The organism is Mesorhizobium sp. C399B (genome assembly GCF_030323185.1).
In the GTDB taxonomy this organism is placed as follows: Bacteria; Pseudomonadota; Alphaproteobacteria; order Rhizobiales; family Rhizobiaceae; genus Mesorhizobium.
Genome location: NZ_CP100472.1, coordinates 3,631,950 through 3,643,181, shown reverse-complemented (window position 1 = coordinate 3,643,181; position 11,232 = coordinate 3,631,950). Strand labels below are relative to the sequence as shown.

Annotated in this window: 9 protein-coding genes; 3 read left to right on the top strand and 6 right to left on the bottom strand. The window is 64.7% G+C overall.

The genetic code is table 11. The features are described from left to right. Position 1: 1 nt before the first annotated feature. Entirely contained in the window at positions 2-1,684 is a 1,683-nt protein-coding gene (locus tag NLY36_RS17595; protein WP_023736890.1) for a hydantoinase B/oxoprolinase family protein, read from the top strand. A gap of 22 nt (positions 1,685-1,706) precedes the next feature. On the opposite strand, the gene NLY36_RS17590 is transcribed toward NLY36_RS17595, so the two are convergent. Continuing rightward, complete coding sequence (locus NLY36_RS17590; protein WP_023736891.1) at positions 1,707-2,597, bottom strand: SGNH/GDSL hydrolase family protein; 891 nt, start codon at positions 2,595-2,597, stop codon at positions 1,707-1,709. A 254-nt stretch (positions 2,598-2,851) separates the two neighbouring features. Here NLY36_RS17590 and NLY36_RS17585 point away from each other — a divergent pair, with 254 nt between their 5' ends. Continuing rightward, positions 2,852-3,622: an ABC transporter substrate-binding protein gene (locus NLY36_RS17585; RefSeq protein WP_023671296.1), complete on the top strand. Its 771-nt coding sequence runs from the start codon at positions 2,852-2,854 to the stop codon at positions 3,620-3,622. 70 nt (positions 3,623-3,692) lie between these two features. Beyond that, positions 3,693-4,808 (top strand): aminomethyl transferase family protein, encoded by a 1,116-nt coding sequence (locus NLY36_RS17580; protein WP_023736892.1) that lies wholly within the window; start codon positions 3,693-3,695, stop codon positions 4,806-4,808. Between the two features lies 1 nt (position 4,809). On the opposite strand, the gene NLY36_RS17575 is transcribed toward NLY36_RS17580, so the two are convergent. From NLY36_RS17575 to NLY36_RS17555, 5 genes are read right to left on the bottom strand one after another with little or no spacing between them, the layout of a single operon-like run. After that, a complete protein-coding gene (locus tag NLY36_RS17575) occupies positions 4,810-5,271 on the bottom strand; it encodes a MarR family winged helix-turn-helix transcriptional regulator (RefSeq protein ID WP_023736893.1) in 462 nt (153 codons plus the stop codon). Beyond that, positions 5,268-5,852 carry an amino acid synthesis family protein gene (locus NLY36_RS17570; RefSeq protein WP_023736894.1) on the bottom strand — a complete coding sequence of 195 codons (585 nt, stop codon included), beginning with the start codon at positions 5,850-5,852 and terminating at the stop codon, positions 5,268-5,270. Before NLY36_RS17570 ends, NLY36_RS17575 begins: the two co-directional genes overlap by 4 nt. Next, on the bottom strand, positions 5,845-6,729 hold the full coding sequence (locus NLY36_RS17565; protein ID WP_023736895.1) for a UPF0280 family protein: 885 nt from the start codon (positions 6,727-6,729) through the stop codon (positions 5,845-5,847). Before NLY36_RS17565 ends, NLY36_RS17570 begins: the two co-directional genes overlap by 8 nt. Then, positions 6,729-8,270, bottom strand: a complete 1,542-nt coding sequence (locus NLY36_RS17560) for a hypothetical protein (RefSeq protein ID WP_023736896.1) — start codon at positions 8,268-8,270, stop codon at positions 6,729-6,731. Before NLY36_RS17560 ends, NLY36_RS17565 begins: the two co-directional genes overlap by 1 nt. After that, the gene (locus tag NLY36_RS17555; RefSeq protein ID WP_031249404.1) at positions 8,267-11,230 is read right to left on the bottom strand and encodes a molybdopterin-dependent oxidoreductase; all 2,964 of its coding nucleotides are present in this window, start codon (positions 11,228-11,230) and stop codon (positions 8,267-8,269) included. The genes NLY36_RS17560 and NLY36_RS17555 overlap by 4 nt, the downstream gene beginning before the upstream one ends. Between the last annotated feature and the right edge of the window lie 2 nt (positions 11,231-11,232).

Here is an 11,232-nt window from a genome sequence, read left to right as displayed (position 1 = left end):
GATGCAAAAGCTCGACGCCATCACGCTTTCGGTCCTGCAGGCAGCCTTGCAGCAGGTCTGCGACGAGATGGATCTTACTTTCTCCCGCGCTGCCTTCTCGCCTGTCATCGCCGAAGCAAATGACCGCTCCGACGGCATCTACTCGGCCGTCGATGGTTCGTTGATCGCACAAGGCAGCCAGGGCCTGCCGGTGTTCGTCGGCGTCATGCAGTATTCGACCAGGACGGTGATCGAGATGATCGCCGACGGCCGCTGCCTGCCACCTGAGCCGGGCGACATCTATATCGTCAACGATCCTTATCTCGGCGGCACACATCTCATGGACGTGCGCTTTGCCATGCCGGCCTACCGCGACGGCAAGATATTTTGCTGGCTATCGAATACCGGCCACTGGCCCGATATCGGTGGCTCGGTGCCGGGCGGCTTCTCCGCCTCCGCCACAGCCGTCGAGCAGGAAGGCCTGCGGCTGCCGCCGGTCAAGCTGTTCAAGAAGGGCGTGCTCGACACCGAAATCTACGCCATCATCTGCTCCAACATCCGCGTCGCCGACCAGCGCATCGGCGATATAAGAGCGCAGGCCGCAGCACTGCTGATCGGTCAGGACCGGCTCAATGGAATCCTCGATCGTTACGGCGACGAAACTGTCGTCGGGGCGATCGCCGAACTGCGTCGCCGCGCCGCCGAGCAGATGCGCGCCAACATCTCCGCCATTCCCGACGGCACATACAGTTCGAAGGCCTTTGTCGACTCGGACGGCGTGGTCAACGAACCGCTGACCATCGCGCTCGCCGTCGAGAAGCAGGGCGACACGCTGACCTTCGATTTTACCGGCTCGTCAAAACCATGCGCGGGGCCGATGAACAGCGTGCTGGCGACGACATTGTCGTCGGTCTATCTCGCCATGCGCCATATTTTCCCTGATGTGCCGATCAGCGCCGGCGCTTTCGAGCCGCTGATCGTCAAGCGGCCGGAAGGCACGTTCCTCGACGCCAAATACCCGCGTCCCGTCTCCGGCTGTGCGGCTGAAGTCTCGCAGCGCATCGCCGAGGCGGTGTTCGCGGCGATGGTGCAGGCGCTGCCGGAAAAGGTAACGGCCGCGCCCGCCGGCTCCAGCGGCAATTTCGCGCTGGGCGGCAACGATCCGGCGCGCGGCCGCGACTATGTGATGTATCAGATCTCCGGCGGCGGCTATGGCGGCAATTCCGGCCATGACGGCCTGACCAATGGCTGCTCGACCATCGGCATTTCCAAATCACCGCCGGTCGAGATCATGGAGCAGGCGTTTCCTGTGCTCTACCGCCACTATGCCTTGCGCGAAGGCTCGGGCGGCGCCGGCAAGCAGCGCGGCGGCTTCGGCCTCGCCTATGAGGTCGAGATCTTGCGAGGCGAAGCGCGCGCGTCCTTCGTCATGGACCATGGCCGTTTCGGCCCGCAAGGCGCGCTCGGCGGCAAGGACGGCGCGGTGAACACGGTGACCGTGTTCCGCGACGGCGAGGCACATGTGCCGCCGCATCTATCCAAGGAGCAGGACATCGCGCTCAAGGCCGGCGACCGCGTGCGCGTCGGCACACCGGGCGGTGGCGGCTATGGCGATCCGCGTGAGCGCGACCCGAAACTGGTCGCCGAAGACATCAGGCTTGGTTACTACACCGATGAACAAGCCAAAGAGCTGTTCGGAACCTGACAGCCGACAGGCCCGAGCCGCGTCAGCTCTGCAGCTTGGCCTTCAGCGCATCGGCGAATTTCTGCGCGATCTTCTTGAAGCCGGCGGGATCGGGATGCAGTTCGTTGGCCCAGTCGGCCACCTTCAACGTTCCCTGCGTGTCGACCAGATGGAAATTGTTGTTGGGATCGTCAGCCAGGCGCTTCACCACATCGCGGAACGCCGCCAGCGCGTCGTGAACGATGACCGTGCCCTTGGCGACCGTCCAGTTGCAGAAATCGAGCGACGGTTTCAGCCACGGGCCGACACAGGACGGATGCGCTCCGTTCGGGATCGGAAAATCATAGCAATGGCCAAAGATCGGCACGCCTGGCGCGACGCGGTCGCGCAGCGCGAACAAATCGAGATAGCAGGCCTCGACCATGCCGAGCGCCTTGGTGAAGCGGTTCTTGTTCAGCCCGGGGGCGTGGCCGTCATTGAAGTCGAGGAAGATGCAGAACTGGTCGCCGGCAATGTCGTTGCCACCGGCAGAGAACAGGATGGCATCGGGCTTGCCGTCCAGCCAGTTGGCCTTGTTGCGCAGGGCGGCGATCATGCGCTGCTGCTTGGGCAGCGACATCTCGTCGGTCGCCGCATCGCCATGATGGGCAAGGTTGAGGATGGTCGGCGGCATCGAGCCGATGCGTCGCAGCTGCGCGATCACGTCGGTGTCGACGAACGGAAAGCCGTTACCGGTGAGCGGATAGTCGAACCAGGAATCGCCCTGCGCCAGCATCACCAGCGGCCGGTTGGCGACGGCCGCCTCGAGATTGCCGGCGCTTTCCCTTGCGGTTTCGAGCCGCTCGATGTTGGCTTGGTGAACCCTGATGCGCTTGGCGATGTCGTCGTCGATGCGCCGTTGCGCGGCTTCCTGCACGAATTCCTGCTGGTCCATCCCCAGGTCCCTCCCATGACCGCCTATGTCCGGCTGAGCATGCGCCGATGTCCATGATCGGTCTGTAATTTAGATCACAGTAAGATTCCTGGGGAAGGACGGCTTGCCGCGCCGTGATCGCCGCAGAGCATGTCGTTTCCGTCTCCGTGGAGTCTGCAAAAGACCATAGACTTCTATCCTTGTTTTCGCGCAATTCCGGACGGGAAACCGCCAACACCTTCCCTGGAATTGCTTAGTCAACGGAGATCAGGAACATGCGTCTTTTCGGTCGTTTCGTGCTTGCCGCTTCCGCCGCCCTGCTGCTTGGGACCGGTGCTGCCTCCGCCGAGAAACTCAGGATCGGGACCGAGGGCGCCTATCCGCCCTTCAACTATGCCAATTCGGACGGCACGCTGGGCGGCTTCGACATCGACCTCGGCAAGGCGCTGTGTGCCGAGATGAAGGCCGAGTGCGAATTCTCCGTACAGGATTTCGATGGTTCCATTCCGGCGCTGCAGGCCGGCAAGTTCGACGCCATCATCAACATCACCATCACGCCGGAACGGGCCGAGAAGGTCGAGTTCACCCACAAATATTACCAGACGCCGCCGGCCATCGCCGTGCCGAAGGATTCGACCATCGCCGGCACATCGCCGGACGATCTGAAGGGCAAGGTGCTGGGCGTGCAGAGCGCAACCATCCACCAGAATTTCGCCGAGCAGAAATACTCCGGCTCGACCGTGAAAGCCTATCCGACGGGCGACGACGCCCGCACCGACATGGCCAATGGCCGGCTCGACGCGATGATGGACGGCTCGATCATCCTGACCGAATGGCTGAAGAAGCCCGATGGCGCCTGCTGCAAATTGCTCGGCACGCTGACCGCCGATCCGGCCATTCACGGCCCCGGCGTCGGCATCGCCCTGCAAAAGGGCAACAAGGAACTGGCCGACAAGTTCAATGCCGCAATCGAGGCGCTGCGCGCCAACGGCAAGTACAAGGAAATCAACGACAAGTACTTCGCCTTCGACGTCTACGGGGGTTAATCCCTCAGCCAACCCGACCTCGGCAGCGCCACCCGGCGCTGCCGTTTTCATGAGATGACGGAGAAGTTTCTTGGTTGAGCGGCGCTCCCCTTTCTACACCAGCATCGTTGGCCTCGGCGCCACGATGGGCCGGGTCGGCGGCGACTTCGTCTCGGCCAAAACTTATTCCGGCATCGCCGACGAGCATCTGAACACGCGCAAGAATGTCGGCGTGCAGGATCTCAGCACCATGGGCAAGATGGACATCAAGGGGCCGGAAGCGGAGGCGCTGGTCAACCACGTTATCGTCAACGATGCGGCCGCGATGAGCCCCGGCCAGGTGCGCTATTCCACCGTCTGCCGCGACGATGGCGGCATCATGGACGACCTCACCGTGTTCCGGCTGGCGCCTGAGCATTTCATGCTGGTGACCGGCTCGGTCAACCGGCTGAAGATGCTGCCCTGGCTGCAGCATCATGCTGAAGCGCGAAAGGCCTATGTCACCGACATCACCGCGGCCGTCGCCTTCCCGACCATACAGGGGCCGCGCTCCCGCGAGCTGCTGAAAGCACTGGTTTCGGATGCCGATCTCGATGAGTTGAAACGCTGGGCGTTCACTTCAGGGCGCGTCGGCGAGACCAAAGTCCTGATCTCACGCACCGGGGTGACCGGCGAGCTCGGCTTCGAACTGTTCGTGCCGGCGGACGAGGCGACTTCCGTCTGGGACGCGCTGGTGCGGACCGGCGGCGATTTCGGCTTGAAGCCATACGGCGTGCTGGCCATGTTCACGCTCGGGCTGGAAAAGGCCTATCCGGCGCATGGCATCGACATGGACGAGAGCCGTACGCCCTTCCATGTCGGGCTCGATCGCTGGATCAAGTTCGACAAGGGCGAGTTCATCGGCCGCGAGGCATTGCTCAAAATTCGCGACAAGGGGCTCGACGAACGCTGGACCGGGCTGATTCTCGACGGTGACAAGCCGGCCGCGACGGATGCCAGGGTTTTCGCCGACGGCGAGGATGCCGGCGTCGTCACCTACAGCGATCACGGCTATTCCTTAGGCAAAGTTCTGGCGACGGCGCATTTGCGGCTGCCGTTCACCGCCATCGGGACCGAACTCAGCATCGACATTGACGGCAAGCCGACCCGCGCGGTGGTGGCGCCGATGCCATTCTTCGATCCTGAAGGCGCTCGGCTGCGGGCCTAAATCAGGCTAACTTCGCTAGCAGCCGCATAAACGTGGCCGCTTCCTTGACCGTCAGCGGCGCCAGTGTCTCCTGGGTGATGGCGCGGGCCAACGGGATCAGCCGTTCGATCGCCTCGCGTCCCTCTGGCGTGAGGTTGACCAGCAGCCGCCTCTTGTCGACCTCGTGTTTGGTCAGATCGACCAGGCCACGCGCCTTCAGCCGGTCGATGACGCCCTTGACCGTCGCCGCATCCATGGCGATCAGCGTGCCCAACTGGTTCTGCGAGGTCTCGCCGACATCGTGCAGCTTGGCAAGTGCAGCGAATTGCGGCGGCGTCAGGTCGCTGATCTGGGCGGCAAAGATCGAGACATGGCGCTGATGCGCCTTGCGCAGGATGAAGCCGACCTGCTCCTGCAGGCGGTAGTCATGTTCGTCGGGCTCTTCGGCCTCGACGAGCTTGAGAAGATTGTCCCCGCCGCTCATCGCAAGCCGTCCCAGGCCTTGATGTCGCCGACCGCCAGGCCGCCCATGCGGTCGTGCACGCGCGGACCGCAGCTCATGGCCAAGCAGAAGAGGATCTCGTCGGGGCGCGGCCCGTCGCTGAGGCCGACCTCAATGGCGTCGAAATGGCTGCGCACATAGGCAGCGTTGGTGTGGCCGAGCGGCACGTCGAGCCGCGAGCCGAACGCCCCGACCTTGGTTGCCGACGGCACGATCGCCTTGGCGTCGCCCAGCCGCTCGCGCATGGCATAGCCGCCCGGCACATGCCAGAGCGCGCCGTGCTCCAGCTCCCCTGACGAACCCACAATGGTGCCCTTGCCGTAGGCGTCGATTTGCTTGATGTCGCCGCCCAATGCGGCAATGAGCTTGTCGGTGAGCAGCAGGCCAAGCGGCTTCAGATCGTCCATGGCGCTCTGCAGTTCTTCGACGTAGCGGCCGGCGAACGGGTTCTTCACCAGCGCCACGGCCGCCGCGCGGCGGCGCGGCGCAGCTGCGACCGGGCCGCCATCGTGAAAAATCTCTTCGGTCAGAACCGCAATCTTGCGGATCGGAAACTCAGGCATGGGCAACTTCCTTCCCTGGATTTTTGTTGGGCGCGGCAAGCGCCATGGAACCACTGATGCGGGCTTCCCCACCTAGAAACAGCGCCGATGCGGCAATCAGGCCGCGCCGGCGAAAATCTTCGGCGACGGCAAGGCCATTGTCCAGCGCCCGCTCCACATCGCCACGCGCGAGCATGCCGACGGCTTGTGTCACCAGCCGCGCGCCGAGATCGCTGTCGGGCACCAAGTCCTGCGCGGGAATGCGCTTGATGGCGGGATTGCCGGGCAGGTCGACGGCGTTGGCAATGAGTGTCGCGGCCGCATCGGCCTCGGCGCCGGTGCGCGCGAGCACGGTGACGGCGTCGGCAATGCCAAGCGAGAACGAACGGCCGCGCCAGCCGCTCGTGGCGACGCCGCGCACGCCGTCCGCCGAGCGAATGGTGAGGCGGTCGGCCATGCCGTTGCCGGTGCCGGCGATCGCCAGGTTCATCGACTGGCCCTTGCCGATATGGAGGGCGCTGTCGCCGCCATTGTTGACATAGGCCCGGTCGAGTCTGCGACCGGCAAGCAATGCCGAGAGCATTTCGTCGGCTACCGATCCGGCGACGGCGGCCATCGGCGTGATAAAGCTTTCCGCCAAGGGCATGACGGCTGCTTCCATGCGGCGGGCCGTCGGACCGGCAAAGGTGCGTGGCGCCAGGAAAAATGCCGGGAGGCGCAGTTCCGGAAGCTCCTTGACCAACTCGACCAGGATCGTCTGGAAGCGCTCGATCGACTGGGCGTAGGCGGCACGACACTCATCCGCCTCGCCAAAGGCCTGGACGATCAGGTCGATCGGCCCGTGGTTGAGATGCAGCCGCTTGCCGTCCTGCAGCCAGTGGACTTGCGGGCCTTGCATCAAGAGGCCCCGTTCGAGCCGACGCGGCGCAACTGCGCCAGCGGCGGCCATGGATTGTGGGCCTCGGCACCTGTGCCGCGGCGCGGATTGAGGTATTCGCCGCCTTTGGCAACGATGTCATCGACGCTTCGTATCTCGGCCTCGTAGCCGCCCAGCCGGACATAGTCGTCGCGACGCAGCGTGAATTCGATCGGCGCCACCAGTGCCGGGGTCGGGACATAACCGAACGCGCCTTCCGGCACGCGCATGACGTCGACCATCAGCGTGATGCCGCCGCCCGGCCAGACATAGACCGGCGCGCCGCCAACGGTAACATAGGTATTCAAGCCCTGCACCGAGCGGGTGAGATTGACCGGGTTTTCGGTGACGCCGGCGCGCAGCGAACCGCCGGCGCCGCCAATGAACAGCACGGTGCAGAGCGCCGGCTCGCAATTGTCCTCGATCAGGCCGACCGACTTCTGCAGCCGTTCCGGGAACGGTTTTTCCACCGGCTTCAACTCGTCGTCGAGCTCGTAATAGGCGAACTGCTCGCCGGTGGTCGACACCATCAGCAGCGACAGGCCGGGGCGGGCGCCCTTCTTGGCGTTCCATTCGCCGAGGATCGACAGCGGGTCGGAAATCGAGGTGCCGCCCCAGCCGAGGCCGGGCTCGGAAACCTTGAAATAGCGGCCCGGCGTCGAACGGCGGCCGATGATCTTGATGCCGGTATCCTGCCAGCCCAGCACCTTGCCGGCCTGATGCTCGGAGACGACGCCGGTGATATGGTCGTCGACCACCACCACCTCGTCGACAAGGCCGCGCCATTGCGTGGCGAACATGCCGATGGTGGCCGAGCCGCAGCCGACCCGCATGCGGTGTTCCTGCTTGCCGTCGATGACAGGTGGTTTGCCGGCTTCGACGATGATGGTGGCGCCACCGTCGATGGTCAGTTCGACAGGCTTGCGGTTGCACAGATTGAGCATCGCGTCACAGGTTGCGCGGCCTTCCGCCTTGGAGCCGCCGGTCAGATGATGCACGCCGCCCAGCGACAGCATCTGCGAACCGTATTCGCCTGTCGTGACGTGGCCGATCGGCTCGCCTTGCGCGCGCACGATTGCCGTTTCGGGACCGAGATGGCGGTCGGTATCGATCTTCACCTTGACGCCGCAGTACGAAAAAATGCCTTCGGTGACCACGGTCACCAGATCGACCCCCTCGACCTCCTGGCTGACGATGAAGGGGGCCGGCTTGTAGTCGGGATATGTGGTGCCGGCGCCGATTGCAGTGACGAAGCGGCGGCCGGTGTTGACCAGTTCGCCGTCCCATTGCTCGCCCTCGGCGGTGAAGGGCACGACCGCGGCGCCGCTCTCTGCCGCATGGTCGAGGATGGTCAGCGGGTCCATACGCACGATGCGGCCACCGACATTGCCGTAGCGGTCGCAGGCGCCGGTGCGGCCATCGGCGATGTAGCACATCACCGGACAGGCATCGCAGCGGATCTTTTCCGCCACCAGCTTTTCGCCGGGATCGTGGGTTTCGAAGCGTTCGGCAAGCTCGCTCATCGGCGTGCCTCCTGGTCGTGGATGCCATCTTTTTCGCGGATAGCAGCGCGGATGCGCGCCGGCGTCGCCGGAACCTTGGTGATGAGCACGCCGGTGGCGTGGCGGATGGCGTTGAGGATGGCGGGTGCGGTCGGGATCAGCACATGCTCGCCCAGGCCCTTGGCGCCGAACGGCCCCTCGGGATCGGGAACCTCGATCAATATGTGCTCGATCTCAGGCACGTCGCCGATGGTCGGGATGAGATAGTCGTGCAAATTCTCGGTGCGGCCGGGGATGTATTCCTCCATCAGCGCCATGCCGATGCCTTGCGCGATGCCGCCCTCGATCTGGCCTTCGACCAGCAGCGGATTGATCGCCTTGCCGACATCGTGCGCGGCGGTGATTTTCAAGAGCTTCACCGTGCCGAGCTTGAGGTCGACCTCCAGTTCGGCGATCTGCGCGCCATAGCCATAGACGGCGTAAGGCTTGCCTTGGCCCTTGGCGTCGAGCGGCAGCGTCGGCGGGTCGTAGGTTTCCTCGGCGCGGAAGACGTAGCCGTCCGCATCGACATCGAGCGCGGCGAGATCGATACGCCGAGTGGCTTCGCCCTCACGAATGACGATCGCCGGGCCGTCCAATTGCAGGGCCGCGTTCTCCGAGACATTGGCAAAGCGCAGGATCTTTTCGCGCAAGGCGCGGCCGGCTTTTTCGGCCGCCTTGCCGGTGACAAAAGTCTGGCGCGACGCCGATGTTTTGCCGGCGTCGGGGCTGATCGCGGTGTCGGCGCTCTTCAGCTTGAATTTTTCCAGCGGCAGGCCGAGTGCGTCGGCGCAGATCTGGGCGATGACGGTGTTGGAGCCCTGGCCGATATCGACGGCGCCCTGGTGCAGGATGACGTCGCCGTCTGGCGAGATACCGACCCTTATGGTCGACGGATTGGGCAGCGAGGTGTTGCCGCAGCCATACCAGCAGGACGCGATGCCGACGCCGCGCTTTTTGCTCGTATTGGCATTGTTGAATGTATCTGCGTCGGCCTTCGCGCGAGCCCAATGCGGTCGCAAGGAGTCGAGGCACTCGAAAATGCCGACGCCCGACTCCAGTCGCTGTCCGGTAACCGTTTCGGATCCGTTCCGAAGGCAGTTCTTCAGCCGAAAATCGAGCCGGTCCATGCCAAGCTTGCCGGCGAGCTCATCATAGAGCGTCTCCTGCATGATCGTCGCCTGCGGCACGCCGAAGCCACGGAAGGCGCCGGAAATCGGCCCGTGGGTGTGGATGGCGCGGCCTTCGGCGCGGTAGTTCGGCGTCGCATAGGGACCGGAGGCATGCACCGGCACGCGGTTGGCGACGGTCGGGCCCCAGCTGGCATAAGCGCCGGTGTTGAAATCGCCTGTGAAGACCATGCCGGTGACATGGCCCTCGGCATCTACGCCGATGGTCGCCTTCATCTCGGCGGGATGTCGCTTGGTGGTCGACATCATCGATTCGGTGCGGGTGTAGGCAAGCGCCGCCGGCCGGCCGGTCTTCAGCGCCACAAGGCCGATGAGCGGCTGCAGTGAAACGTCCAGTTTCGAGCCGAAGCCGCCGCCGGTCGCGGTCGGCACGATGCGCACCTTGTCGACGGCAAGACCGAGCACCTTCGCCGTTTCGTCGCGGTCCATGTAGGGGGCCTGGGTGCAGGCGACGACGACCAGCGTGTCGCCGTCCATGTAGGCATGGCCGGCTTCCGGCTCGATGTAGGCGTGCTCGACATAGGAGGTGTCGATGGCACCGGACACTGTGAAGGCAGCCTCGCCAAGCGCCGCCTCGGGGTCGCCGCGCTCTACGAAGCCCTTGGTCAACAAATTGGCCGGGCGGTTCGCGTGGATGAGCGCCGCCCCTTCTGCCTGCGCGTCGCCGGGCTGCAGAAAATGCGGCAGCTCGGTCCAGCGGACCGGGAAATCCTGGAGGTCGAGATCGAGCATGGCCTCGCGCTCGCCGGCGACCAGCGCCACTGCCTCGCCGCGCAGCCGCGCAAAGCCTTCGGCCAGCGCCGGCTGGTCGGCAAACGGACCGATGACGCCGAAACAGTTTTTTCCCGGAATGTCGGCGGCGGTGAAGACGCCGACGATGCCGGGATGCGACTTCACCCAGCCCTCCAGGTCGCCGAAGGCGAAGCCGGCATGATAATGCGGCGAGCGGACCACCAGCACGGCCAGCGCATCGGCGGGAAAGGCATCGGCGCCGAATTTTTCAGCGCCGGTGACTTTTGGCACGCCGTCGAGCCGGACCGGGGAGGCGCCTACAGCATTCCCTGTGGTTGGCATTCTACGTTCAAAGTTGAATTCCAACGAATGACGTTGGCGCTGCCCCTCACCCTTACCCTCTCCCCGTGAAGAACGGGGAGCGGGGAGCGTCGGCGCTGGAGCACTTCCCTTCTCCCCGTCACTATACGGGGTGAAGGTGCCGGCAGGCGGATGAGGGGCAGCGCCGTCGGTCGACGTCTCGAACCGTCCCGCATCCATCACTGCCGCGATGATCTTTCTGTAGCCGGTGCAACGGCAGAGGATGCCGCCCAGCGCATCCTGCACCTCGGTCTCGGTCGGATTCGGCGTGCCATCCAGCAGCGCCGTTGCCGCGACCAGCAGCGCCGGCGTGCAGATGCCGCATTGCGCGGCGCCATGCGCCAGGAAAGACGCCTGCAGCGCCGAGAGCCGGCCATCGGCGAGGCCTTCGACGGTCGTTACGGACGTCCCGGCTGCGGAGGCCGCCGGCATCAGGCAGGCGCAGACGGCGTCGCCGTCGACCAGCACCGTGCAGGCGCCGCAATCGCCGGCGTCGCAGCCGACTTTGGTGCCGGTCAGCTGCAATTCATCGCGCAACACCTGCGACAGCCGGCGCAACGGCGGCACATTGACCGAGACGGCGCCGCCATTGACCGCGAAGACGATGTCTACGCGCTCGGGGCCGAAACCCGGCACGAGATCAGGCAGGGCTTCAATCATCT

Bases quoted from the DNA above. Each gene is read 5' to 3' on its own strand.
- NLY36_RS17595 (WP_023736890.1), top strand. From the start codon at position 2: ATGCAAAAGCTCGACGCCATCACGCTTTCGGTCCTGCAGGCAGCCTTG.
- NLY36_RS17590 (WP_023736891.1), bottom strand. From the start codon at position 2,597: ATGGACCAGCAGGAATTCGTGCAGGAAGCCGCGCAACGGCGCATCGAC.
- NLY36_RS17585 (WP_023671296.1), top strand. From the start codon at position 2,852: ATGCGTCTTTTCGGTCGTTTCGTGCTTGCCGCTTCCGCCGCCCTGCTG.
- NLY36_RS17575 (WP_023736893.1), bottom strand. From the start codon at position 5,271: ATGAGCGGCGGGGACAATCTTCTCAAGCTCGTCGAGGCCGAAGAGCCC.
- NLY36_RS17570 (WP_023736894.1), bottom strand. From the start codon at position 5,852: ATGCCTGAGTTTCCGATCCGCAAGATTGCGGTTCTGACCGAAGAGATT.
- NLY36_RS17565 (WP_023736895.1), bottom strand. From the start codon at position 6,729: ATGCAAGGCCCGCAAGTCCACTGGCTGCAGGACGGCAAGCGGCTGCAT.
- NLY36_RS17560 (WP_023736896.1), bottom strand. From the start codon at position 8,270: ATGAGCGAGCTTGCCGAACGCTTCGAAACCCACGATCCCGGCGAAAAG.
- NLY36_RS17555 (WP_031249404.1), bottom strand. From the start codon at position 11,230: ATGATTGAAGCCCTGCCTGATCTCGTGCCGGGTTTCGGCCCCGAGCGC.